The sequence below is a fragment of the Actinoplanes oryzae genome (assembly GCF_030757795.1).
Taxonomy (GTDB): domain Bacteria; phylum Actinomycetota; class Actinomycetes; order Mycobacteriales; family Micromonosporaceae; genus Actinoplanes.
In genome coordinates, this window is record NZ_JAUQWH010000017.1 from 58,188 (window position 1) to 80,439 (window position 22,252).

A 22,252-nucleotide genomic window follows, 5' to 3' on the forward strand; every position below is an offset into this window, starting at 1 on the left:
TCGGGTGTCCGTGACTCCTGCGCCCCGCCGTGTCGCCCTGCTCACCCTCGGTTGCGCCCGTAACGAGGTCGATTCCGAGGAGCTGGCGGCCCGCCTCGACGCGGGCGGCTGGCAGGTCAGCACGGATGCCGAGGGTGCCGACGTGGTCGTCGTCAACACCTGCGGCTTCGTGGAGAAGGCCAAGCAGGACTCGATCGAGACCCTGCTCGCCGCCGCCGACACCGGCGCCAAGGTGATCGCCGCCGGCTGCATGGCCGAGCGCTACGGCAAGGAGCTGGCCGAGAGCCTGCCCGAGGCCGAGGCGGTGCTGGGCTTCGACGACTACACCGACATCGCCGCCCGCCTCGACGGGGTGATGGCGGGGGAAAAGTTCGTCTCGCACACTCCCCGCGACCGGCGCGAGCTGCTGCCGCTGACCCCGGTCAAGCGTCAGGCGGCCAAGGTGGTCGTGCCCGGCCACGCGACGGTCGACGAGCACACCCCGGCCCACCTGCGCCCGGTGCTGCGGCGCCGGCTGGACACCGGTCCGGTCGCCAGCCTGAAGCTCGCCAGCGGCTGCGACCGGCGGTGCTCGTTCTGCGCCATTCCCGCGTTCCGGGGCGCCTTCGTCTCCCGGGACCCGCAGGAGCTGCTCGCCGAGGCCGAGTGGCTGGCGAGGACGGGCGTGCGCGAGCTGGTGCTGGTCAGTGAGAACAGCACGTCGTACGGGAAGGATCTGGGCGACCCCCGCGCGCTGGAGAAGCTCCTGCCGCAGCTCGCCGCGGTCGACGGCATCGTGCGGGTCCGCGCCAGCTATCTCCAGCCGGCCGAGACGCGGCCCGGGCTGGTGGAGGCCATCGCGACCACGCCGGGCGTCGCGCCCTACTTCGACCTGTCGTTCCAGCACTCCAGCGAGCCCGTCCTGCGCCGCATGCGCCGCTTCGGCTCCACCGAGCGCTTCCTCGAGCTGCTCGCCTCGGCCCGCGCCCTGGCGCCCGCGGCCGGCGCGCGCAGCAACTTCATCGTGGGCTTCCCCGGCGAGACCGAGGAGGACTTCGAGGAGCTGGTCCGCTTCCTGTCCGAGGCGCGGCTCGACGCGATCGGCCTCTTCGACTACAGCGACGAGGACGGCACCGAGGCCGCGGACATGGACCGCAAGGTGGACGAGGACATCCTCAAGCGGCGCTACGCCGAGATCAGCGACCTGGCCGACGAGCTGGTCGCCCAGCGGGCCGAGGAGCGGCTGGGCTCGCTCGTCGAGGTGATGGTCGACACCGTCGAGGGCGACGAGGTCGAGGGCCGCGCCGAGCACCAGGCGCCCGAGGTCGACGGCTCCACGACGCTGGTCTCCGGCGACGCCGGGGTGGACCTGGCGGCGCTGCGGCCCGGCGACTTCGTGCGGGCCCGGGTCACGGCCACCGAGGGCGTCGACCTCGTGGCCGTGCCGGTGGAGATGATCTCGGCCGCCCCCGTGGTCCGCACCGCCGCCGCGGCGACGTCGTGACCGACGAGCCGGTGCCGGTCGCCGCGCCGCGCGAGGCCCCGCTGCACAACCCGGCGAACCTCCTCACGGCCGTCCGCATCGTGCTCGTGCCCGTCTTCGTGCTGTTCGTCGTCTTCTCGGAGATGACGCACCCCGCGTGGCGCATCGCCGCCTGCCTGGTCTTCCTGCTGGCCTCCGCCACGGACTTCGCCGACGGCTGGATCGCCCGGCGCTACTCGCTGGTGACCTCGGTCGGCAAGGTGGCGGACCCGATCGCGGACAAGGCGCTGACGGGCAGCGCGCTGGTGCTGCTCTCGCTCTACGGCGAGGTGTCCTGGTGGGTCACCGGCCTGATCCTGGTCCGGGAGTGGGGCGTGACGCTGCTGCGCTTCTGGGTCATCCGCTACGGCATCATCCCCGCCAGCCGCGGCGGCAAGCTGAAGACGGCGCTGCAGATCGCCGCGATCGCGTGGTTCCTCTGGCCCATGCCATCGCCGCTGGACCTGGTCGGTCCGGTCCTGATGCTCGGGGCGCTGCTGATCACCGTGATCACCGGCGTCGACTACGTGCTGCAGGCGCTGCGGCTCCGCCGATCGCAGGGTTGATCGTCGCAAAGCCGGTTATTCGATCTCCGTGACCGAGGGAAAGATCGTGAACGAGGACGTGGCGGCCGCCGCGGCGGTGCACCTGCTGGTCGAGCGCCGGGAGACCGTGGCGACCGCCGAGTCGCTGACCGGCGGGTTGCTCGCCACCACTTTCGTGGAGATCCCGGGGGTGAGCGCGGTGTTCCGGGGCGGGCTGGTCGTCTACGCCACCGACCTCAAGCACACGCTGGCGGGCGTGCCGGAGGACCTGCTCGCCGAGCGCGGGCCGGTGGACCGCGACGTGGCGCAGGCGCTCGCCGAGGGGGTGCGCGAGCGCTGCGGTGCCGACTGGGGGCTCGCCACCACCGGGGTCGCCGGGCCCGAGCCGCAGGACGGCAAACCCGTGGGGATGGTCTTCGTGGCAGTGGCGGGCGCCACTTCCACGACCGTGAAGGAGCTGTCGCTGAGCGGCTCCCGGGCCGCCATCCGGCATGACACGATGCTGTCAGTGCTCGAGCTCTTCGCCTCTGAGCTGCGTCGATAGAGATCGGGAACAGGTTCGCGGCCTTCGGCGTTCGTGCCGTGCAGTGATCATCGTGGCCGGCCGCACGCGCCGCGCCGCCCGAGAATTCGGCGGGGCGGGATGTCGGCGTGGCTCGCATTGGGTACGGTTGCGGGAAGCCTCCGGCGGTTGCCGGTGGCCCCGCCGCAGGAGGAGGTGCCATGGTCCTGCTACGCCGGGTTATCGGTGACGCACTTCGGGCGCGCCGGCAGGGACAGCACCGCACGCTGCGTGAGGTGTCGACCGCCGCCAACGTCAGCCTGGGATATCTCTCCGAGATCGAACGTGGCCAGAAGGAAGCATCCAGCGAGCTGCTTGCGGCCATCTGCGAGGCGCTGGGCGCCCGGCTCTCGGAGCTGCTCGGCGAGGTGAGCAGCACGCTCCAGCTCGCCGAGGGCATGGAGGGCGTGCTCGTCCCCGTGGAGCCGTCGCCGGTTCCCGCCCAGGACGCCAAGCCGGCCTCGGGTGCGATGCGTGCCGCCGCGTCCTCTCCCGCGGGGGAGGCTCCGGTGCGCCAGGTCGCGACCGACGGCAAGGTGTCCGTGTCCGTTCACCAGGAGACCCCGCTCAAGGCGACGCTGCGCGCGACGCGCAAGCGCGATCGGGGCGTCGTCTACGCGGCCTGATCCCGTCCTTCGCCGGCCGGTCCGGGGCGCTGTCGCCCGGGGCCGGTCGTTCGTGTCTTTTGCCGCTTTTCCCGGGTCTCTGCCCCGGCCGCTCGCCCGGCCCCGCTCGCCCGGGCGTCGCAGATACCGGCTCGCGCGCGTAATCTCGATGGTGGGGGTTCGCTCCGGGTGACCCTGAGTTCCCCCCGAGTCAACGTGACGGCGGTGGCGTGGAGCTGACACGATGGAGCCCGCGCCATCGTGAAGACCCCTCGGGCCGCGTCGGTGGCGCGAACCGAGCAGCGACATTGAGGGGATACCGCGGATATGGCGAACCCGTTCGTCAAGGGCTGGCGTTACATGATGGCGCTCTTCGGCGCGAAGATCGACGAGTACGCCGATCCCAAGGTGCAGATCCAGCAGGCCATCGAGGACGCCCAGCGGCAGCACCAGGCGCTCGTGCAGCAGGCCGCCGCCGTGATCGGCAACCAGCGGCAGCTGGAGATGAAGCTGTCGCGGCAGATGTCCGAGGTCGAGAAGCTGCAGGGCATGGCGCGCCAGGCGCTGGTCCTGGCCGACCGGGCGCGCGAGGGCGGCGACGAGTCCGAGGCCCAGAAGTACGAGTCGACCGCACAGACCCTCGCCACCCAGCTCGTCTCGGGCGAGCAGGCGATGGAGGACCTCAAGACGCTGCACGACCAGGCGCTCAGCGCCGCCGGTCAGGCGCGCAAGGCGGTCGAGAACAACGCGATGGTGCTCCAGCAGCGCATCGCCGAGCGCTCGCGCCTGCTCAGCCAGCTCGAGCAGGCCAAGATGCAGGAGACCGTCGCCAAGTCGCTCGAGTCGATGTCCTCGCTCGCCGCGCCGGGCAACACGCCGTCGCTCGACGAGGTGCGCGACAAGATCGAGACGCGCTACGCGAACGCCATGGGCCGCGCGGAGCTCGCCGCCAACTCGGTCGAGGGCCGCATGCTCGAGGTGCAGAAGTCGAGCCTCGACCTGGCCGGCTCCTCCCGCCTCGAGCAGATCCGGGCCAGCATGGCCGGCGACAAGCTCGGCGCCGCCCCGGCCCAGCCGGCCGTCGAGTCGGCCGCCCCGGCCGCCGACCCGGCGAGCGTCGCCCGGCTCGACGAGATCCGGGCCAGCATGAACAAGCAGCGCGGCGACACCACCGCCGCGGGCTGAGGGCCGACAGCGCGGAGGGGGAGAGCACGGTGGACGAGCGGACCCGGTATTTCCGGCAGCTCAGGCGCCTGCGAGGGGCGGCCCGCCGATGGAGCGTCATCGGCGGCGGCCTGACCGCGGCGACCGCGGTGCTCACCCCCTACGCGGGGATCGGCGTCGCCGACGCCGCCTGGGCCGCCGGCGCGGGCACGTCCGTGATGCTCGCCTGGTGGCGCTGGCGCGACCACCGGGAGCTCGCCGCGATCGAGCCGCCCCCGCCGCCGCCCGCCCTGCAGCCCGGCGACCGGCTGCTCGCCCTCGCCGGCCTCGTCGCCCCGGGGCGCGGCACGGTGCCGGCCCACATCACTCCCGGCGTGCACCGGCTGCTCGACCGGCTGTCCGGCACGCCGGTCGCCGTCTATGACGCCGCGTGGACATTGATCACCGCAAACCCGCTGTGGGCGGCGCTCATGGGCGACCCCACGGCTCGGCGCGGCCGCGAGCGCAATGTCCTGTGGCAGCACTTCTTCGCGCCGTCGGACCGGGTCGACCCCGACCCGTCCCTGGCCTCGTCCATGGTCGCGGACCTGCGCGCGGCGGCGACCCGCTACCCCGCCGACGGTTTCCTGTCCGAGCTGATCGCCGAGCTGCGGGCGGCCAGCGCGGAGTTCCGCCGGCTGTGGGAGGCGGGAGCGGTCGTCCCGCACGAGTCGTCCCGCAAGACGATCCACCATCCGCAGGTCGGCGAGCTGGAGCTGGACTGCGACGTGCTCACCGTGCCGGGCAGCGACCTGCGCATCGTCGCGTACACGGCCGAGCCCGGCACCGCCGCCTGCGACCGCCTCGCTCTGCTGAGCGTCGTGGGGCAGCAGCAGTTCGCGGTGTAGCCCTATCCTCACGCGGTGGAATGGACCCTGATCGCCGCGCTTGCCGGACTCGCCCTGATTGACAGCACCAGCGTGGGGACATTGGTCATTCCGCTGTGGATGCTGCTGGAACCCCGTCCGCGGGTGTCCCGGTTCCTGCTCTACCTGGGTACGGTCGCCGCCTTCTACTTCGTCGTCGGAGTGCTCCTCACGGCCTTCGCCGGCACGGTGCGTGACGCCGTCGCCGGCCTGACCGTCCTCAACTGGATCCAGCTGGGCCTCGGCGCCGCCCTGCTGGTCCTCAGCTTCGTCGTCGACCCCGGCAAGCGCCGTCGCCGCCGCGGCACCGTCACCCCGGCCGACCGCTGGCGAGCCCGCCTCTCGACGGCCGAAGGCTCGCCCCGCGCCATGATCGGCCTCGGCGTGACGGCCGCCGGCATCGAGGTGATGTCGATGCTGCCGTACCTGGGGGCGATCGGCCTGCTCACCACGTCGGGCCTGAGCCTGCCGGTCTGGCTGCCCACCCTGGCGGCGTACGTGCTGATCATGGTTGTGCCCGCCCTGATCCTGCTCGCCGTCCGCCTCGCCCTGGGCGACCGAGTCCAGGAACCGCTGCAAGTCGTGAGCGCGTGGCTGTCGCGGCACTCGGAGGGCGTGCTCGGCTGGGTCCTGGGCATCGCCGGCTTCCTGCTCGCGCGCGACGCCGCCGTCAAGCTCGGCCTCTTCGGCGCCTGATTCCGGCTCACTGCGGTACGTTCCAGGCCTTGACGGTGACGGCGAGGACCCCGGTGCCGTTGTCCGTGGTCACGGAGTTGACCGTCACGAAGACGAGCTTCTGGGTGATGCCCTCGGCCGCCGCCTGGTTCTGGGCCGTCTGGAAGCAGAGGGTCATGCCGCGGCTCGGGGCGATCGGCGACCGCGCGGGGTCGGTGCGGATGTTCTCCAGGCAGTCCGCGGGGGTCGCACCCGGGCCTTCGACCTGGGCGAAGGGCAGCTCTGTGCGAATCGCCCCGGGGTCACACCCGCCGTAGCCCAGCTCACCGTCGCCCTGGGTCAGGATGCGGGGTTCGTCGAGATCCACGGCGGTCCAGTAACCGTCGTTGCAGTTGATCGACCGGACCCGCAGGTTCTCGCCCTCGTACGCGACCTCGAACTGGGCGGTCGGGCTGATGTCGGTAGGGGTCCCGGACGCCGGGGGCCCGTCCGCGGGCGGCTCCGTGGTCTCGCCGACGGCTGGGGTGGTCGTCTCCGGCGGTGGCGCCGCAGCCGGGAGCGGACGGTTGTTCGCCTTCTCCGCGGTCACGACGGCGTCGTCGCTGCGGCTGAGCGACAGCGCCGAGATGATCACCGCGGCGACGCCAACGACCAGGGCCAGCACCGCCACGATCAGGGTGACGGCGAGCAGGCCGCCACGGGACCTGGGCCGCGGCGGCGCCTCCTCGGCGGGCGCCGGGTAGTGCGGGTTCGTCATCGGGCCGCTCCTCGTATCGGTCAGCGGGCCAGCACCGCGGCGGAGAGCTCCGCCTCCCCGTCGGGGAACTGGCACGTCAATTGGATGCGCAATTTCTGCTTGCCGGCGACAGGGGCGTCGATCGCCGCCGGAACAGTCCGGGTCACCACGTGATTGGCGATCTGCCGGCCATCCGCGAACACCTTCACCTGCAGCGACGTCTCGTCGTCGCGCGCTTTCGTGACGCGCAGCCCGGCGCGCAGGGCGGCGTAGCGGCCGAGGAGGTCGTACTCCACCGTGCGTTCCCGGTCGCCGGACTGGCCGGTGGCGCAGGGCATGAGGAGATCCCGGTCGCGTGCTCGCACGGAGCTCCCGCCCGCCGTGGGCGTCAGTTCGGCCAGCGGCGTCGCCCGCTCGCCGGGCGTTGCCTGCTTGCTCCCGGGCACTTCCTGCCCGGCCTCGGGAGCAGCGGCTCCGGCCGTCGTACGGGTGGCCTGCACCGGGGCATCGTCGTCGGCCGGGGCGTGCGGGCGGACCCAGGCGTAATAGGCGATCACGAGCGCGACGACGGCGATGGCCACACCGAGCCCGCCGAACACCACTTGAATCCATGTGGAAACGGCGGCGGCGACCTTTCCGTCGTCCGGTTCCGGGGCGGATTCCGTACCCGCGCGGGTTTCCTGGCGCACTTGATCTCCGACCTTCCCCGACCGTTCAGGATCGGCGTCCGCCATTTACGGTGATCGAGATCTTGCCGCCCGGGGATCGGCCGACCGGGCCGCGCGGCACATTTGTCGTCCCGGGCCCGGCGCCTTGCCGGTGACCGTTTCGGGCTACCGTGATCTTGATGAGAGGGGTGGCCCGTGGGGTGGACGATCGAGCAGCGCGACTGGGACGACGCTCAGGGCGAGGCGTTGCGGGCGGCGCAGCGGGCCGAGCTGGACGCGCGGTACGGGACCGATGACCACGAGCCCGGCACGCCGCCGTCGGCTGCCGACATCGACGTTTTCCTCGTCGCGACGGACGACGCCGGCGAGGCTGTCGGCTGCGGTGCGCTGCGGCGGCTCGGGCCCGGGACGGCGGAGCTCAAGCGGATGTACGTGATCCCGGCGAGCCGCGGCTCCGGCGTGGCGACCGCGCTGCTGCGGGCGTTGGAGGCGGCGGCCGTGGCGCGGGGGTGGACGACCGTGAAGCTGGAGACCGGGCCGGCGCAGCCGGAGGCGATCCGGTTCTACCAGCGGTGCGGATATCGGGAGATTCCGCTGTTCGGACCGTATGTCGGGTCGGAGCTGTCGGTCTGCTTCGAGCGCGTCCTTCCCTCCCCGTAGGTGCGCGGCGCGGCCCGTCGGACCGACGGCCCTTTTCCGCCCGCGTAGGTGCGCGGCGCGGCCATCGGACCGACGGCCCTGTCCGCAGCGCGGCCGTCGGACCGACGGCCCTGTCCGCGGCGCGGCCCGTCAGACCCACCGCGCTTGTCAGTCCGCGTAGCTCGCCGCCGCGACCCGGCGCAGGCGGTAGCCCAGCCGCTCGTAGGTGCGCAGCGCCGGGACGTTCTCCAGATCCACGAGCAGGCTGACCGTACGCCGCCCCGCGCTGAGCTGCGCCGTCAGCGCACCGCAGACGCGGCGGGCCAGCCCCCGGCCGCGCATGTCGGTGCGCGTGGCCACGCCGCCGATCGAGGCGACCGTGCTGGTCGACCAGGCGTCCGCGGCGACGGCGAGCAGCCGGCCGGCCTCGTCGCGCAGGCCCACCCAGCGGGTGATGCCGGTGCCGCCCGGGAGCGCGAACGAGTGCGGGTGGTGCTCCTGGAGGAAGGCGGTGATCTCGGCCTCGTCCGTCAGGTCCGCCAGCTCGTCGGGATGCGCCCCGGCCGGCACGGGACCGCCGGTGTCCATCCAGCCGAAGGTGCCCGCGAGCCGCAGCCCCGGGATGCGCGGGACGAGATCCGCGTCACCCCACGGGTGGAAGTCGTCGAACTCGGGCCGGATGCGCTGCAGCAGCTCACCGAGCGTCTCGGCGTCGCCCCGCACGGCGATGCGGTCGCGCCGGCCGACGTCGGGGCAGGCGACCGCCACCGCGTCGCCGAGCGACCAGGCGCGCACCCCGGCGCGGAAGTCCTGTGCCGTCCAGTGCAGCAGAGGGTCGTCACCGGGGAGGGCGCGCAGTTCGATCACAAGGCGACATCATGCGCGCCCCGGACGGGTGATCGCGGGCGGGGACGGACAGACGTGAGCGGGATCGCTTGACGGCAGCTGGCATGCTGCGGCTCGTGCGCCTCTCCGCCCGTACCCTCGAACAGGCCGTGTTGCGGCGACCGCTGTGGCGCCGCACGGTGCTCGCCGGCGCGCTCACGGCGGCGGCGTCCGTCCTGGTCATGGCCGGGTGCGACCTCTGGGTGCGCACGGTCGCGCATGATCATGTGTACGCCGTGAGCGACGTCCCCGCCGCCCCGGTCGCCATCGTCCTCGGGGCCAAGGCCGACGACGAGGTGACACCGTCACCGTTCCTGGCGGCGCGGCTGGAGATCGCCCGGCAGCTCTGGGTCACCGGCAAGGTCAAGGCGATCCTCGTCTCCGGGGACCACGCCGAGTGGAGCTACAACGAGCCGGGCGCCATGCACCGCTGGCTGGTCGAGCACGGGGTGCCGAGCAGCCGGATCGTGCTGGATCACGCGGGCTTCGACACCTATGACACCTGCGCCCGGGCCAAGCGCGTCTTCGGCGTGGACCGGGCCGTCATCGTGACGCAGACCTACCACATCGACCGCGCCGTGGCCCTGTGCCGCCAGCTCGGCGTGACGACTGACGGTGTGGGCGACGACACGGCCCGGCAGTACTTCGACTACTACCAGAGCGCGGGCCGCGAGCGGGGCGCCGTGGTGAAGGCGGTGCTCGACGTCGTGTCCGGCCGCGACCCGGTCTTCCTCGGCCCGCACGAGACCGGCGTGGAGACCGCCGTGGCGGCGAGGTGACCTCGCCCGTCCCCGGCCGTCCCGCGTCCCCCGCGGGATCCGGCGTCGCCGCGATCTCCACGGTCTACGCGGCGGAGTCGGCACGCGCGGGCGGCACCTGGTGCAGCATCATCTCCGCCCCCGGCGACGAGCCGATCGTCGAGGACCGCCCGGACCAGGTCGTCCACGGCTACAGCATCCAGAAAATCGCCTTGGCAGCCGCCGTCCTGGACAAGATCGACCGCGGCGACCTGGCCCTCGGCCACCGGGTGACCCTGACGGCTGACGACGTCATCGGCGGCAGCGGCATCTACCACCTCCAGACCATCTGGGATGACACCGTCACCGTCGCCGGTTTCCTGACCGCGATGCTCCTGGTCTCCGACAACACGGCCGTCCGCCTCTGCGCCCGCGTGGCTCCGCCGACGGAGATCAACGCCACGCTCGCCGCGAAGGGCTTCACCCGCACCCGCGTCGAACCGGCGGGCGACCGCTTCTTCCTCGGCGTGACAACCCCGCGCGAGACCACCGACCTCCTGACCCGCCTGGCGACGGGCGACCTGCTCTCGCCCGCGTCGACCACCTTCATGCTGAGCATCCTGCGCTCGGCCGGCGGCTACCACGACGGCGTACGCCGGACAATGTCCAGCGTGGACCGGCACCGGGTGGCCACCAAGCACGGCGCCGACTTCGACACCACCGGCGCGGCCCGGCACGAGGCAGGCATCGTCTTCGCCCCGGACGGCCGGCCCCGCCTCACGTACGCCATGTTCGCCCGGGCCCTCCCCGACCACGACAACTACGGCGCCACCCACCCCGCCGTCGAGGCCCACGCCGCGATCGGCCGCACGATGCTCGGCCACCTCCCGCCCGCCCCCGCCGGGCCCGGCACGGCCTGACGAGACTCCGTCGATCTCCCCCTCGGCCGGACAGCGGGACAAGCCGGGCCGATGGAGGGCGGACGGCGGGACAAGCCGGGCCGATGGAGGGCGGACTGCGCCGGCGAAGGAACCATCGCCACATGTGACAAATACATCGATGGGCGTGGACTTCCGTGCCGGGTTCGACAAGCATGGGGTGGTATGACGGAACGGGGTTCTTCGTCCACCCGCCGGGCTTTTCTCACCGCGACGGCGGCCGCTGCGGCCGTGCCGGCGCTCGGGTCCCCAGCCGCCGCAGCGAGCCGGCCACCGACCAGTGACGGCCGGGCACCGACCGGTCCGGGCGGCCAGGGCGGCGCAGGCGGGCAGGACAGCGGCGGGCAGGGCACCGGCGCCGGCCCGGTCAAGCAGGCCCCCGCCCCCGAGCTCAGGGCCATTCTCAAGGAGATCGACCCGCACCGCATCGAGACCATCGTCACGCGCCTGGCCGCCTTCGGCACGCGGCACACCCTGTCCAGCCAGGACGATCCCGTACGCGGCATCGGCGCCGCCCGCGACTGGATCCACGAGCAGCTGCGGAAGTACGCGGCGGCGTCGCAGGGCCGGATGACCGTCGAGCTGCAGTCCTACGTGCAGGAGCCCGCCCCGCGCATCCCCACCGCGACCCGGATCACCAACGTCGTGGCGACCCTGCGCGGCACCGAGGAGCCGAACCGGGTGTACGTCGTCACCGGGCACTACGACTCGCGGGCCAGCGATGTGCTGGACGCCACCAGTGACGCGCCCGGCGCCGACGACGACGCCTCCGGGGTCGCCGTGATCATGGAGCTGGCTCGGGTCATGGCGCGGCGGCCGACGCGGGCGACCGTGGTGTTCGCCGCCGTGGCCGGGGAGGAGCAGGGCCTCTACGGGTCCGATCATCTCGCGCAGCAGCTCAAGGACGCGGGCGCCGACGTGCAGGCGATGGTCAGCAACGACATCGTGGGCACCGGCGACGCGCACGACGGGACGCCGGCTGATCCGCGTACCGTCAGGCTGTTCGTGGAGGGTGTGCCCACGGCCGAGACGCCCGCGCAGACGACGACCCGGCAGTCGGTCGGGGGCGAGAACGACGGGCCGTCGCGGCAGCTGGGCCGCTTCGTGCGGGACGTCGCGGAAAACCCGCAGACCGGCATGGCCGTCCGGGTCGTGTGGCGCCGGGACCGCTATCTGCGCGGCAGCGACCACATCTCGTTCCTCGAGCGCGGCTGGCCGGCGGGGCGCTTCACCGAGCCGCGGGAGAACTTCGCGCACGAGCACCAGAACGTGCGCGTCGAGGACGGGATCCAGTACGGGGACCTGGTCGAGTTCTGCGACTTCCGCTACATCGCGCGCGTGGCCCGGGTGAACGCGGCGGCGCTGTGGTCGCTGGCGCAGGCGCCAGGGACGCCGAAGGGTGTGGTCATCGACACCACGCAACTGACGAACGAGACGACGTTGCGCTGGGCGGGCGGGCAGGGCACACCCGCCGGCTACGAGGTGCTGTGGCGGGAGACGACGGCGCCCGACTGGCAGCACGTCCTGCCCGTGGGCGACATCACCACGGTCACGGTCGACCTGTCGAAGGACAATGTCTTCTTCGGCGTACGGGCGGTGGGGCGCACCGGGCTACGCAGCCCCGTCGCCGCTCCCAGCCCGGGCTAGCGCCCAGGTGCGCGCGTCGTCGAGATAGCGCTCGACGCGCAGATCGGCCGCCGTCACCGCCTCCTCGAACTGCGCGCGGGTCAGCGGCCGGGACAGGAACACCTGCTGCCACTCAGCGTCCGGGAAGACGTACTCCGCGTGCATCTCCCGGACCCCGTCGCCGAGGTCGACGGAGGCCGTGATCCGCGCGACACCGTCGAGCAGCGGCCGTTCCCGCGGCACCTGGGTGTGCCAGCCCTCGCCCTCGCGCTGGATCACCACGGCGCCGCCGGGGGCCACGTGCCGGCGGCAGGTCGCGAGCAGCCCCTGCCGCACCGCCGGATCGCCCGCGTGCACCAGGAACGACGCGAGCAGCACCACGTCGAACGTCCGGCCCAGCTCCAGCCGCTCGATCGGGCTCCGCACGGTGTCCCGCGCCCCGGTCACCTCGGCGAGCATCGCGGCGCTCTCGTCGACCGCCGTCACCTCGAAGCCCAGCGCGGCCAGCGGCCTGGTCATCCGGCCGACGCCGCAGCCCAGCTCGAGCAGGGTCGCCGGGGGCGGGACGGCCGCGGCGACGATCTTCGGCGAGTCGTCCGGGGGCAGCCGCTTGTAGAGCTCCACCGCGCAGCCGTCGGGCGTGATGTCGCCGGGGCCGCTGCCGGAGTAGCCGGGCCGGTACGTGGTCGTCATGCGGCCACACTATTCGCTACGGTTCGATCGTGTTCCCCACCGTGACCGTCGCGCACGCCGAGCCCGGCCTGCTCGCCCACTTCCCCGACCTCGTGCGGCTGCCGGACGGCACGCTGCTGGCGACCTACCGCGAGGGCGCGGGGCACGTGCGCTCCGACGGCCGCATCCGCGTCGTGGACAGCACCGACGGCGGGCGGACGTGGGGGCGCCCCCGCACGGCGGTGGACGGGCCCTGGGACGACCGCGACCCCAAGCTGGCGGTGCTCGCCGACGGGTCGGTGCTGCTCAGCTGGTTCGTGCTCGACTGGGCCACCGAGCCGCACACCGACCTCGGCACCTTCGTGCGCCGCAGCACCGACGGCGGCGTGACCTGGGGCGACTCCGTGCAGGCGGGCGAGACGGCGTCGCACGGCGCGGCGGTCCAGCTCCCGGGTGGAGACCTGCTCCTTCCCTTGTACGGACGGCAGCCCGGCGGCACGTGGGAGCAGGCGACGGTCGCGCGCAGCACCGACGGCGGCGCCACATGGACGGTCTCGGTGCTCGCGGCGCGCGAGGGGGTGAACTTCCAGGAGCCCACGCTGACCGTGCTGGGCAGCGGCGAGGTGGTCGCCCTGATCCGCACGACCGGTGACGTGGCGTGGATCGCCCGCTCCGCCGACGAGGGTCACACGTGGAGCGCCGCCGAGCCCACGGACCTGCCGGCGTCCTCGCACCACGCGCTGCTGCTGGGCTCCGGCGAGGTGCTGGTCACGTACGGGGATCTGTCGAAGCGTTTCTCGTCCCGGCGCGAGACCGTGGGCCGGATCGTGCGCCGGCCGGAGGGTCCGTGGGACGGCTACCCGGACGTGCAGCTCTACGACTCGGGCCACCACGACCAGGCGAACCCGTCGAGCGCCGAGGTGGCGCCGGGCCGCTTCCTCACGCTGGGGTTCGACGTCCCGGCGGCCACGGTGGTGGGAGTTTTCAGCGGCGCGCCCGACTTTCCGGCGTAGCTTGGGGGGCATGCTCCTGACGATCGTGGCGGACTACGGTGTCGGTGACCTGGCCTTCGCGGAGGTGCGGCAGCGGTTCGCGAGCCTGCTGCCCGGCGCCGACGTGGCCGCGATCCCGGTGCCGCCCTTCGACACGGTGAGCGCCGGCTTCTGCGTCGCGCAGCTGGCCTTCGGGCAGGGCCCCGCCGACCGCGTGATCTACGCCAACGTCGCGCCCCGCCAGGACGAGGACGAGCCCCGCGAGGACAACGCCGGCGAGCGCCTCGTCACCGCCCGCCTGGACTCCGGCGTCCTGGTCGTCGGCGTGGCGGCCGGCGCCAGCCTGTCGTTCCTGGCCGACGCCGGTGTCCCGCTCCGCGCCGTCGCCGTGGCCGACGCCGGCTCCCAGTTCCGCTCCCGCGACGTCTTCCCCGACGCCGTCGCCGGCCTGGTCCACGGCGACGACGGCCTGCTCGGCGACCCCGTGACGGTCGCCCCGGCGCCCGAGCGCGCGGTCGTCTACACCGACGGCTACGGCAACCTCAAGACCACCTGGCACGAAGCACCGGCCGAGACCGGCACCACCGTCCGCGTCCGCATCGGCGCCACCACCGCGGACGCCATGGTCAGCGACGGCGTCTTCACCGTCCCGGCCGGCACGGTCTCCTTCGCCCCGGGCAGCTCGGGCTGGTCGGGCCGCCCCTGCTACGAGCTCTTCGCCCGCGGCGGCAACGCGGCCGAGCTCTTCGGCCACCCGGCCGCGGGCACCCCGGTCGAGATCGTCACCTGAGCCCGGTGCTCCTGCTCACCTTCTCCCAGGTGCGCAGCTCCCGCCCCCGCTGCCCGTGCGTGGCGGCGATCGCGTCCACGGCATCGTCCCCGAGTGCCAGCCGCAGCGGCGGCTCCGGGCTGCCGAGCACCTCGACGATCGCCTCGGCGGCACGGCGCGGATCACCCGGCTGGGTGCCGTCCATCCCGTCGACCGCCCGCCGCGTCGGCCCGACCGACGTCTCGTACGCATCGAGGCGCCGCGACCGGTGCAGGCGCCTGCCCCCGAACTCGGTGCGGAAGGCGCCCGGCTCCACGATCAGCACCCGGATCCCGAAGGGCGCGACCTCCCCGGCGAGCGCCTCGGAGAGACCCTCCAGCGCGAACTTGGCCGCGCAGTAGGCCCCGTAGCCGGGCACCGACACCTGGCCGCCCATCGAGCTGACCTGCACGATGGCGCCGCCGCCCCGCGCCCGCAGGACCGGCAGGGCCGCCTTCGTCACGGCGACCGCCCCGAAGAACATGCGCTCGCAGCTCGGCACGGCCAACTACATGCTGCCGGCGGTCGTCCGTGCGCTGCGCGAGCGGCTGCCCGGGCTGGAGCTGACCACCCGGTCGGTGCCGATCGGCGAGCTGGTGACCGGGCTGCGCGAGGGCCGGTTCCACGGCGCTTTCACCCGGCCGCCGCTGGTGCCGGACCTCGCGACGCGCACGGTGGTCACCGAGCCGGTGTGCGCGGTGCTGCCCGAAGGACACCGGCTCGCCGGCCGCTCGTCGCTCGTGCTGGCGGATCTGGCCGGCGACGACTGGGTGCTCACCCCGCGCGAGTCGTGGCCGCCGTGGCACGCCAAGTACGACCAGGAGTTCGTCGCGGCGGGCTACGCGCCCCGGGTGGTGCAGCGGGCCGGGGACGCCGCCAGCCTGCTCGGGCTCGTCGCCGCCGGGGTGGGCGTGACCCGGCTGGCCCGCTCGGCGATCAGCATCCGGCGCAGCGGCGTGGTGTTCGTGCCCCTCGCCGGCGAGCGGGCCGAGACCGTGCTGGCCTGGCATCCGGAACGACCCAGCGCCGCGCTGCTCGCCGTGGCGGACGACCTCGGCACCAGCCCGGATCTCGCCGGCGGCGGTTAACGCCGAGTGAACATTGTGGACCGGCTCTGCGGATCGCGGGGCCCGGGCGTTGAGGGCGCGACGCTGGGCTACGGGGAGGACCCGGGATGCGGTTCGAGGAGTTCGTGGCGGCGCGGCTGCCGACGCTGGCGAGGTACGCGACTGTGCTGTGCAGCGATCGCGCCGAGGCCGACGACGTCGTGCAGGAGGTGCTGACACGCGCGCTCATGCGGTGGCGGCGGATCGGTGAGCTGGAGGAGCCGTACGCCTACGTGCGCGCCATGGTCACCAACGAGTTCCTGTCGCGGCGGCGGCTCGTGCCGCTGGACAGGCACGAGCCGGCCGCGCCGCCCGAGCCGGAGGTGCTGCGGCCCGAGCTCTGGGCGCGACTGTCCACTCTGCCGCGACGGCAGCGGGCGGTACTCGTGCTGCGGTACTACGAAGATCTCAGCGACGAGCAGATAGCCGGCGTGCTCGGCTGCCGTCCCGGCACGGTCCGCACGCACGCGAGCCGTGGCCTGGCTGCCCTGCGCATCGCGATCACCAGCGAAGGGGTGGTGTCATGAGCACGGTCGAGGAGCTGCGGCGGTCGATGGAGCTGCGGGCCGGCACCGCCACGACGGACGCGGGCCTGGCCGCCCGGGTCGAGGCGCGGGCCGGGCGCATCCGGCGCCGCCGCCGGGTCGCCGCGGTGGCGGTGAGCGCCTGCCTCGTCCTGGTGGTCGCCGTCGTGGTCCCGCAGGTGGTCACGCGGTTGCGCGCCACTCCCCCGGCGCCGCCGGCGATCCAGCCCTCCCGGGAGCCCGGCACGCTGACCGTACGCCCGGCAGCCGGCTCGGCGTTAGTCTGGAGCCGCGGCATCGACGGCACCATGCAGTGGATGATCCCCACGGAGCAGGCGGGCAAGCGCGGCAAGGTCCTCGTCCGCGTCTTCGACCCCGGCACGTACGACGCCACGGCGTTGCAGCGCGGCGAGCGGATCACGGTCGGCGGGCACGCGGCCTACCGGGCGATGACCCCGGTCGACGTCTACACCCTGACGGACACCGGCTACGACCCCACCCCGCGAGTGGTGGAGGCGGACACCGTCGGCTGGCAGGATCCCTCCGGGCCGTGGGTCACCGTGATCGACCGCAATGCCGGACAGGGCCCGGGCTCCGCGGACATCGGGCCGGTGCTGCTGGCCGCGGCAGCCGACGTCCGGCTCGGGGCGCCCGAGGACGTCCTGGTGCCGATGCACTTCCCGGCGATCCCCGACGGGCTGCCGATCACGTTCGCCGGCGCGGACGAGGCCGGTCCGCGTGCCACGCTCCGGTTCGGCGGGGACCCGGCGCCGAAGTTCGGGCTCGCCGTGGTGACGGGCATGATCGTCGACGAGGATCTTCTCGTCACCGCCTGGTCCACCACGTCGGTGAACTGGACCGAGCTGATCCACGAGCCGTTGGACACCACGGTCGCGGGCCACCCCGCGCGCTACACCGAGACCGGCGAGGGCAGCAAGCTGCTCGTCGACACGGGCTCCTGCGGTATCGACATCATCGTCCGGGACCGCAGGGCGATCACCCGGGCGGAGCTGGAAGCCATGGTCGCCGGGGCGACCTTCGACGCGTGCGACTCGACGGCCACCTGGACCCGCCCGGTGAACTGAACGTGAACAGCCGGGGCGGGCGCAGCGGGCCGGGGCCTCCGGGCGTTGAGGGGCGCGACGGAAGGGACCCGGATGCAGTTCGACGACTTCATAGCGGCGCGACTACGGGCGCTGCTGAGATACGCGACGGTGCTCTGCGGTGACAGGGCCGAGGCCGACGACCTGGTGCAGGAGGTGCTGACCCGCGCGCTGGTGAGGTGGAAGCGGATCGGCGGGCTGGAGGAGCCGTACGCCTACGTGCGCGCCATGGTCACCAACGAGTTCCTGTCCCGGAAGCGGCGCCGGCGGTTCCGGCTCGTGCCGCTGGACCGGCACGAGCAGGCCGCGCCGGTGGCGCCGGAGGGCGACCCGGAGCTGTGGGCCCGGCTCGCCACGCTGCCCCGGCAGCAACGGGCGGTCGTGGTGCTGCGGTTCTACGAGGACCTCGGCGACGACGAGATCGCCGAGGTGCTCGGCTGCCGCACGAGCACGGTCCGGGCGTACGCGAGCCGCGCCCTCGCCACCCTGCGCATCACCCTCACCCGGGAAGGGATGTTGTCATGACCACGACCGACGACCTGCGGCGCACCCTGGACCGGGGTGCCGCCACCGCCTCCGACGGCACCGGCATGACCGGCCGGATCCACGCCGGTGCCCAGCGCATCCGCCGCCGGCGCCGGGTGACGGCGGCCGCCGTGAGTGCCTGTCTCGTGGCGGTGGCCGTGGTAGCGGTGACCCGGCTGCAGGCCGAGCCTCCGCCGCCCCCGGCAGCGCCGGCCTATCGGAAGCCGGGGCAGCTGACGGTCCGCCCGGCCGCCGGCTCGACGTCCGTCTGGCGCCGCGGCTCCGACGGCACGATGCAGTGGATGCTCCCGTCGCCGGACGGCAGGCGCAACGGGTTCGCCGTGGTCCGCGTTTACGACCCCGGCACGTACGACAGCTCGGCGCTGGAGCGCGGCGAGAAGATCACCGTCGGCGGGCATCCCGCCTTCTGGGGCACCACCACGATCGAGAGCTTCAGCCCCGATGTGCCGCCCGGGGTGCTGACCGTCGGCTGGCAGGACGCCTCCGGCGCGTGGGTCACCGTCGTCAACGGCGACATCGGCCGGGAGGACGAGGCGACGACCCGGGAGCGGCTCGTGCGGACGGCCGAGGAGGTCCGGCTCGGGACGCCGGAGGAGGCCGGCGTGCCCGTGCACTTCTCCCGGATCCCCGGCGACCTGCCCTTGACCTTCAGCGACGTCAGCACCGTCGATGCCTACGCCAAGCTCGGCTTCGGCGCCGGCGGCGCGACGCCGGCGGTCAACATCGGGTTCATCCGTGGTCCCCGGGAGGGCACTCCGCTGAGGATCGAGGTGTGGCAGGTCGGCTCGGTCAACTGGACCGAGGCGACCACCGACCGGCCCGGTCACGCCGGCGAGTTCGACACCACTGTCGCGGGACATCCGGCCCACTATTACGAGACCGACAGCGGCCCCTACATAGTTCGGCCCGGCGCCAGCGTCCTGACCGTTGCCCTGGGCACCTGCGGCCTCGTCGTCAGCGTCAAGGACAAGACGGCGATCACCCGCGCGGACCTGGAGACCATGGTCGCCGGTGCCACGGTGGACGACTGCACGTCGCCGGGCTCCTGGACGAAGCCGGTCAGCTGAGCGAGCGCCGGGGGCGGTGCGATCCGGCCAGGAGAGCACCGCCCGCGATCGCCGCGATGCTGCCGGCGATCAGCGGGGCCGCCGCGGCGACGATCCCCCTGCGGCCTTGATGCCGGGAAAGGGGCGCCCCGGCACGAGGCGCCCCGTTTCCGTCAACCGCGCAGCGTCGCTCCGGTGCGCTCGGCGGCCAGTGCCACGGCCGCGTCGCGCGCCGCCACGGCCTCCTCGACCTTCAGCGTACGGTCGGCAGCCCGGAACGTGAGCTTGTAGGCGAGGCTCTTCACGCCCTCGCCGAGCTGCTCCGACGCGTACACGTCGAAGAGCCGCACCGACTCGAGCAGGTCTCCCGCACCGGCGGTCAGGGCGGCCTCGACCTCGGCCGCGGGCACCTCCGCGCGCACCAGCAGCGCCACGTCGATCAGCGCCGGCGGGTAGGTGGAGATGGCCGGGGCCTGCGTGACCGGGGTGGCCGGCAGCCTGTCCAGGTCGAGCTCCATCGCGACCGTGCGCTTCGGCAGCTCGAGGGCCTCGAGGACGGCCGGGTGCAGCTCGCCCGCGTGGCCCACCGGCTCGCCGTCGACCAGGATCTCGGCGCAGCGGCCCGGGTGCCAGGGCGCGTACTCCGCGGCCCGCACGGTGATGCGGTCCTCGGCAAGGCCGGCCGCCGCGATCGCCACGCGGGCCGACTGGACGGCGTCGGACCAGGTGGCCGGGCGGCCCTCGCCCCACCAGCCGGCCGGGGCCGCGTCGCCGGTCTGGACCGTGGCGAGGTGCCAGGGCTGCTCCGGGACGACGGCGTTGGCCGCCTGCCAGTCCTCGTCGGACGGGCCGTGGTCCACGCCGAGCTGCGGCGGGGCCGTCGCGGTCAGGTGCGGCAGGAAGACCGTGCCGGTCTCGTAGAGGGCGAGGTCGCGCTCGCCCCGGCCGAGGTTGCGCTTGAGCGTGGCCAGCAGGGGCGGCAGCAACGAGGTGCGCAGCAGCGGCTCCTGCTCGGACAGCGGGTTGGTCAGCTTGACCGCGCTGCGCCGGGGGTCGGCCGGCTCGAGGCCGAACGCGTCCGCCGCGCCGGGCGCCACGAACGGGTACGACAGCACCTCGACGTAGCCGTTCTCGGCCATGGCCCGCCCGACCGAGCGGCGGCGCAGCTGGGCCGGGGTGAGGCTGCCCCCGCCGAGGACCGGCGGCAGGATGCTCGGGATGGCGTCGAGGCCGCCGAGCCGGGCCACCTCCTCGACCAGGTCGATCGGGGCCACGAGGTCCGGTCGCCACGACGGCGGCGTCACGTCGAGAGCGCTGGTCACCGTGCAGCCGATGCGGGTGAGGATCTCCGCGACCCGCTCGGCGGAGTAGGGCACGCCGATCCGGCGGGTGGCCAGGTCGGCGGGCAGCGTGATCACCGCGGGCGGGGTCACGTGGTTGAGGTCGAGGATCCGCTCGTCGACCGTGCCGCCCGCGTGCGTGGTCAGCAGCTCGACCGCGCGGTCCAGGGCGACCAGCGGCAGCTGCGGGTCGACGCCGCGCTCCCAGCGCTTCGCGGCCTCGCTGAACAGCTTGTGCCGCCGGGCCGTGCGCCCGACCATGACCGGGTCCCAGTGGGCGGCCTCGAGCAGCACGTCCACGGTGTCCGGCTGGACCTCGCTGGTCTCGCCGCCCATGACCGCGGCGAGCGAGATCGGCCCCGAGTCGTCGCAGATCACCATGTCCTCGGCGTCGAGCACGCGGGCGACGCCGTCCAGGGTGGTCAGCTTCTCGCCGGGGTGCGCCCGCCGGACGACCAGCCCGCCGCGCAGCAGGCTCAGGTCGAAGGCGTGCATGGGCTGCCCGAGCTCGAGCATCACGTAGTTGGTGATGTCGACGGCGAGCGAGATCGAACGGATGCCCGCGGTGATCAGCCGGCGCTGCATCCACTCCGGCGACGGCGCCGACGGGTCGATGCCGCGCACCACGCGGGCCGCGAACCGGTCGCAGCCCACGGTGTCGTCGACGCGGACCTCGTACGGGACCAGCTCGGTCGCCGCGGAGGTCGCCGGGCGTCCCGGGTCGGTGTAGGCGGCGTCGTACGCGTAGGACAGCTCGCGGGCGATGCCGCGCACGCTCATCTCGTAGCCCCGGTCGGGCGTGATCTCCACCTCGACGATCGTGTCGTCGAGGCCGACCAGCGGGCGCGCGTCGGTGCCGGGCACGGCGGACTCCGGCGGCAGCACGATGATGCCGTCGTGGTCGCCGGACAGGCCCAGCTCGGCCGCCGAGCAGATCATGCCGTTGGACTGCTTGCCGTACGTCTTCCGGGCGCCGATGTGGAAGCCGCCGGGCAGCTCGCCGCCGGGCAGGATTACCACGACGAGGTCGCCGGCCGCGAAGTTGCGGGCGCCGCACACGATCTCCTGCGCCGCCGGGTTGCCGACGTCGACGCGGCAGAAGCGGATCGGCTTCTTGAAGCCGGTCAGCTCCTCGATCTCCAGCACCCGGCCGACGACCAGGCCGCCCTTGACGGTGGCGGACTGGTCCACGACCGACTCGACCTCGATGCCGAGGTCCACGAGCTTGCGTTCCAGGTCGGCCGGGTCGAGACCGGCCGGGAGCTCCACGTACTCGCGGAGCCAGGACAGGGAGAGCTTCATCTTCCTCAGACCGCCATACCGAAGTCGCGGGTGAACCGGACGTCACCCTCCACCATGTCGCGCATGTCACTCACGCCGTTGCGGAACATCAGCGTGCGCTCCACGCCGATGCCGAACGCGAAGCCGGAGTAGCGCTCGGGGTCGATGCCGCACGCCGTCAGGACGCGCGGGTTGACCATGCCGCAGCCGCCCCACTCGACCCAGCGCGGGCCGTCGCGGTGCCCGGCGAACCAGACGTCGAACTCCGCCGACGGCTCGGTGAAGGGGAAGTAGTGCGGGCGCCAGCGGGTGCGGGCGTCCGGGCCGAACATCGCCTTGGCGAAGTGGTCGAGGGTGCCCTTGAGGTGGGCCATCGTGATGCCCTCGTCGACGACCAGGCCCTCGATCTGGTGGAACACCGGGCTGTGCGTCGCGTCCAGCTCGTCGGTCCGGTAGACCCGGCCCGGGCTGACCACGTGGATGGGCAGCTCGCCTCCGAGCATCGTGCGCACCTGGCCGGGCGAGGTGTGGGTGCGCATGACCAGGCCGGGCAGGTCCACGTAGAACGTGTCCATGAGCCCGCGCGCCGGGTGGTCGGGGCCGATGTTGAGCGCGTCGAAGTTGGCCCACTCGAGCTCCAGCTCGGGG

General features: G+C 73.4%; 25 protein-coding genes. 18 read left to right on the forward strand and 7 right to left on the reverse strand.

The features are described from left to right. The first annotated feature begins 4 nt into the window (after window positions 1-4). The 7 genes from rimO to RBH18_RS08910 all read left to right on the forward strand — a co-directional run bounded on the left by rimO (window position 5) and on the right by RBH18_RS08910 (window position 5,978). Window positions 5-1,483 carry a 30S ribosomal protein S12 methylthiotransferase RimO gene (rimO, locus tag RBH18_RS08880; RefSeq protein ID WP_306205612.1) on the forward strand — a complete coding sequence of 493 codons (1,479 nt, stop codon included), beginning with the start codon at window positions 5-7 and terminating at the stop codon, window positions 1,481-1,483. After that, entirely contained in the window at window positions 1,480-2,067 is a 588-nt protein-coding gene (pgsA, locus tag RBH18_RS08885; RefSeq protein ID WP_306205614.1) for a CDP-diacylglycerol--glycerol-3-phosphate 3-phosphatidyltransferase, read from the forward strand. Before rimO ends, pgsA begins: the two co-directional genes overlap by 4 nt. A 28-nt stretch (window positions 2,068-2,095) precedes the next feature. After that, on the forward strand, window positions 2,096-2,590 hold the full coding sequence (locus RBH18_RS08890) for a CinA family protein (RefSeq protein WP_306205617.1): 495 nt from the start codon (window positions 2,096-2,098) through the stop codon (window positions 2,588-2,590). 179 nt (window positions 2,591-2,769) lie between these two features. After that, window positions 2,770-3,234 (forward strand): helix-turn-helix domain-containing protein, encoded by a 465-nt coding sequence (locus RBH18_RS08895; RefSeq protein ID WP_306205619.1) that lies wholly within the window; start codon window positions 2,770-2,772, stop codon window positions 3,232-3,234. A 306-nt stretch (window positions 3,235-3,540) separates the two neighbouring features. Then, window positions 3,541-4,398: a PspA/IM30 family protein gene (locus RBH18_RS08900; RefSeq protein ID WP_306205621.1), complete on the forward strand. Its 858-nt coding sequence runs from the start codon at window positions 3,541-3,543 to the stop codon at window positions 4,396-4,398. Between the two features lie 29 nt (window positions 4,399-4,427). Further along, on the forward strand, window positions 4,428-5,264 hold the full coding sequence (locus RBH18_RS08905) for an MmyB family transcriptional regulator (protein ID WP_306205623.1): 837 nt from the start codon (window positions 4,428-4,430) through the stop codon (window positions 5,262-5,264). Between the two features lie 15 nt (window positions 5,265-5,279). Next, window positions 5,280-5,978, forward strand: coding sequence for a GAP family protein (locus RBH18_RS08910; RefSeq protein WP_306205625.1), 699 nt, complete (start codon window positions 5,280-5,282; stop codon window positions 5,976-5,978). Between the two features lie 7 nt (window positions 5,979-5,985). On the opposite strand, the gene RBH18_RS08915 is transcribed toward RBH18_RS08910, so the two are convergent. Both RBH18_RS08915 and RBH18_RS08920 read right to left on the reverse strand, forming a co-directional pair. Next, window positions 5,986-6,714, reverse strand: a complete 729-nt coding sequence (locus RBH18_RS08915; protein ID WP_306205627.1) for a hypothetical protein — start codon at window positions 6,712-6,714, stop codon at window positions 5,986-5,988. Between the two features lie 20 nt (window positions 6,715-6,734). Then, a complete protein-coding gene (locus RBH18_RS08920; protein WP_306205629.1) occupies window positions 6,735-7,427 on the reverse strand; it encodes an NPCBM/NEW2 domain-containing protein in 693 nt (230 codons plus the stop codon). Window positions 7,428-7,556: 129 nt separating this feature from the next. Here RBH18_RS08920 and RBH18_RS08925 point away from each other — a divergent pair, with 129 nt between their 5' ends. Continuing rightward, entirely contained in the window at window positions 7,557-8,021 is a 465-nt protein-coding gene (locus tag RBH18_RS08925) for a GNAT family N-acetyltransferase (protein WP_306205631.1), read from the forward strand. A gap of 147 nt (window positions 8,022-8,168) precedes the next feature. Here RBH18_RS08925 and RBH18_RS08930 read toward each other — a convergent pair whose 3' ends face one another. Further along, complete coding sequence (locus tag RBH18_RS08930) at window positions 8,169-8,867, reverse strand: GNAT family N-acetyltransferase (protein WP_306205633.1); 699 nt, start codon at window positions 8,865-8,867, stop codon at window positions 8,169-8,171. An 83-nt stretch (window positions 8,868-8,950) separates the two neighbouring features. Between RBH18_RS08930 and RBH18_RS08935 the strand changes: the two genes are divergently transcribed. The 3 genes from RBH18_RS08935 (at window position 8,951) to RBH18_RS08945 (ending at window position 12,207) form a co-directional block, all read left to right on the forward strand. Continuing rightward, window positions 8,951-9,664 (forward strand): SanA/YdcF family protein, encoded by a 714-nt coding sequence (locus RBH18_RS08935; RefSeq protein WP_306205635.1) that lies wholly within the window; start codon window positions 8,951-8,953, stop codon window positions 9,662-9,664. Next, complete coding sequence (locus RBH18_RS08940) at window positions 9,661-10,542, forward strand: serine hydrolase (protein WP_306205637.1); 882 nt, start codon at window positions 9,661-9,663, stop codon at window positions 10,540-10,542. The genes RBH18_RS08935 and RBH18_RS08940 overlap by 4 nt, the downstream gene beginning before the upstream one ends. Before the next feature lie 183 nt (window positions 10,543-10,725). Next, entirely contained in the window at window positions 10,726-12,207 is a 1,482-nt protein-coding gene (locus RBH18_RS08945) for a M20/M25/M40 family metallo-hydrolase (RefSeq protein WP_306205639.1), read from the forward strand. Here the strand turns inward: RBH18_RS08945 and RBH18_RS08950 are convergent. Continuing rightward, window positions 12,172-12,879, reverse strand: a complete 708-nt coding sequence (locus tag RBH18_RS08950) for a class I SAM-dependent methyltransferase (protein WP_306205641.1) — start codon at window positions 12,877-12,879, stop codon at window positions 12,172-12,174. The genes RBH18_RS08945 and RBH18_RS08950 overlap by 36 nt on opposite strands. Window positions 12,880-12,908: 29 nt before the next feature. Here RBH18_RS08950 and RBH18_RS08955 point away from each other — a divergent pair, with 29 nt between their 5' ends. Both RBH18_RS08955 and RBH18_RS08960 read left to right on the forward strand, forming a co-directional pair. Beyond that, a complete protein-coding gene (locus RBH18_RS08955; protein ID WP_306205643.1) occupies window positions 12,909-13,871 on the forward strand; it encodes a sialidase family protein in 963 nt (320 codons plus the stop codon). Between the two features lie 10 nt (window positions 13,872-13,881). Further along, the gene (locus RBH18_RS08960) at window positions 13,882-14,640 is read left to right on the forward strand and encodes an SAM hydrolase/SAM-dependent halogenase family protein (RefSeq protein WP_306205644.1); all 759 of its coding nucleotides are present in this window, start codon (window positions 13,882-13,884) and stop codon (window positions 14,638-14,640) included. Here the strand turns inward: RBH18_RS08960 and RBH18_RS08965 are convergent. Continuing rightward, on the reverse strand, window positions 14,633-15,142 hold the full coding sequence (locus tag RBH18_RS08965) for an SDR family NAD(P)-dependent oxidoreductase (protein ID WP_306205646.1): 510 nt from the start codon (window positions 15,140-15,142) through the stop codon (window positions 14,633-14,635). The genes RBH18_RS08960 and RBH18_RS08965 overlap by 8 nt on opposite strands. Between RBH18_RS08965 and RBH18_RS08970 the strand changes: the two genes are divergently transcribed. The 5 genes from RBH18_RS08970 to RBH18_RS08990 all read left to right on the forward strand — a co-directional run bounded on the left by RBH18_RS08970 (window position 15,141) and on the right by RBH18_RS08990 (window position 19,004). Further along, complete coding sequence (locus RBH18_RS08970) at window positions 15,141-15,746, forward strand: LysR family substrate-binding domain-containing protein (protein WP_306205647.1); 606 nt, start codon at window positions 15,141-15,143, stop codon at window positions 15,744-15,746. The two genes, RBH18_RS08965 and RBH18_RS08970, sit on opposite strands and share 2 nt — an antisense overlap. An 86-nt stretch (window positions 15,747-15,832) precedes the next feature. Then, on the forward strand, window positions 15,833-16,291 hold the full coding sequence (locus tag RBH18_RS08975; protein WP_306205649.1) for a SigE family RNA polymerase sigma factor: 459 nt from the start codon (window positions 15,833-15,835) through the stop codon (window positions 16,289-16,291). Further along, the gene (locus RBH18_RS08980; protein ID WP_306205651.1) at window positions 16,288-17,373 is read left to right on the forward strand and encodes a hypothetical protein; all 1,086 of its coding nucleotides are present in this window, start codon (window positions 16,288-16,290) and stop codon (window positions 17,371-17,373) included. The genes RBH18_RS08975 and RBH18_RS08980 overlap by 4 nt, the downstream gene beginning before the upstream one ends. A 72-nt stretch (window positions 17,374-17,445) precedes the next feature. After that, complete coding sequence (locus RBH18_RS08985; RefSeq protein ID WP_306205654.1) at window positions 17,446-17,916, forward strand: sigma-70 family RNA polymerase sigma factor; 471 nt, start codon at window positions 17,446-17,448, stop codon at window positions 17,914-17,916. Further along, window positions 17,913-19,004, forward strand: a complete 1,092-nt coding sequence (locus RBH18_RS08990; RefSeq protein ID WP_306205656.1) for a hypothetical protein — start codon at window positions 17,913-17,915, stop codon at window positions 19,002-19,004. Before RBH18_RS08985 ends, RBH18_RS08990 begins: the two co-directional genes overlap by 4 nt. Window positions 19,005-19,156: 152 nt before the next feature. On the opposite strand, the gene pheT is transcribed toward RBH18_RS08990, so the two are convergent. Then, the gene (gene pheT, locus RBH18_RS08995; RefSeq protein WP_306205658.1) at window positions 19,157-21,625 is read right to left on the reverse strand and encodes a phenylalanine--tRNA ligase subunit beta; all 2,469 of its coding nucleotides are present in this window, start codon (window positions 21,623-21,625) and stop codon (window positions 19,157-19,159) included. Between the two features lie 5 nt (window positions 21,626-21,630). Continuing rightward, on the reverse strand, window positions 21,631-22,252 hold a 622-nt coding region (locus RBH18_RS09000; RefSeq protein WP_306205660.1), incomplete at its 5' end, for a phenylalanine--tRNA ligase subunit alpha.

What these genes read in the sequence shown, in the direction of transcription:
- RBH18_RS08895 (WP_306205619.1), top strand. Translation starts at nt 2,770, where the DNA reads ATGGTCCTGCTACGCCGGGTTATCGGTGACGCACTTCGGGCGCGCCGG.
- RBH18_RS08900 (WP_306205621.1), top strand. Translation starts at nt 3,541, where the DNA reads ATGGCGAACCCGTTCGTCAAGGGCTGGCGTTACATGATGGCGCTCTTC.
- RBH18_RS08915 (WP_306205627.1), bottom strand. Translation starts at nt 6,714, where the DNA reads ATGACGAACCCGCACTACCCGGCGCCCGCCGAGGAGGCGCCGCCGCGG.
- RBH18_RS08920 (WP_306205629.1), bottom strand. Translation starts at nt 7,427, where the DNA reads ATGGCGGACGCCGATCCTGAACGGTCGGGGAAGGTCGGAGATCAAGTG.
- RBH18_RS08935 (WP_306205635.1), top strand. Translation starts at nt 8,951, where the DNA reads ATGCTGCGGCTCGTGCGCCTCTCCGCCCGTACCCTCGAACAGGCCGTG.
- RBH18_RS08945 (WP_306205639.1), top strand. Translation starts at nt 10,726, where the DNA reads ATGACGGAACGGGGTTCTTCGTCCACCCGCCGGGCTTTTCTCACCGCG.
- RBH18_RS08950 (WP_306205641.1), bottom strand. Translation starts at nt 12,879, where the DNA reads ATGACGACCACGTACCGGCCCGGCTACTCCGGCAGCGGCCCCGGCGAC.
- RBH18_RS08960 (WP_306205644.1), top strand. Translation starts at nt 13,882, where the DNA reads ATGCTCCTGACGATCGTGGCGGACTACGGTGTCGGTGACCTGGCCTTC.
- RBH18_RS08970 (WP_306205647.1), top strand. Translation starts at nt 15,141, where the DNA reads ATGCGCTCGCAGCTCGGCACGGCCAACTACATGCTGCCGGCGGTCGTC.
- RBH18_RS08965 (WP_306205646.1), bottom strand. Translation starts at nt 15,142, where the DNA reads ATGTTCTTCGGGGCGGTCGCCGTGACGAAGGCGGCCCTGCCGGTCCTG.
- RBH18_RS08975 (WP_306205649.1), top strand. Translation starts at nt 15,833, where the DNA reads ATGCGGTTCGAGGAGTTCGTGGCGGCGCGGCTGCCGACGCTGGCGAGG.
- RBH18_RS08980 (WP_306205651.1), top strand. Translation starts at nt 16,288, where the DNA reads ATGAGCACGGTCGAGGAGCTGCGGCGGTCGATGGAGCTGCGGGCCGGC.
- RBH18_RS08985 (WP_306205654.1), top strand. Translation starts at nt 17,446, where the DNA reads ATGCAGTTCGACGACTTCATAGCGGCGCGACTACGGGCGCTGCTGAGA.
- RBH18_RS08990 (WP_306205656.1), top strand. Translation starts at nt 17,913, where the DNA reads ATGACCACGACCGACGACCTGCGGCGCACCCTGGACCGGGGTGCCGCC.
- pheT (WP_306205658.1), bottom strand. Translation starts at nt 21,625, where the DNA reads ATGAAGCTCTCCCTGTCCTGGCTCCGCGAGTACGTGGAGCTCCCGGCC.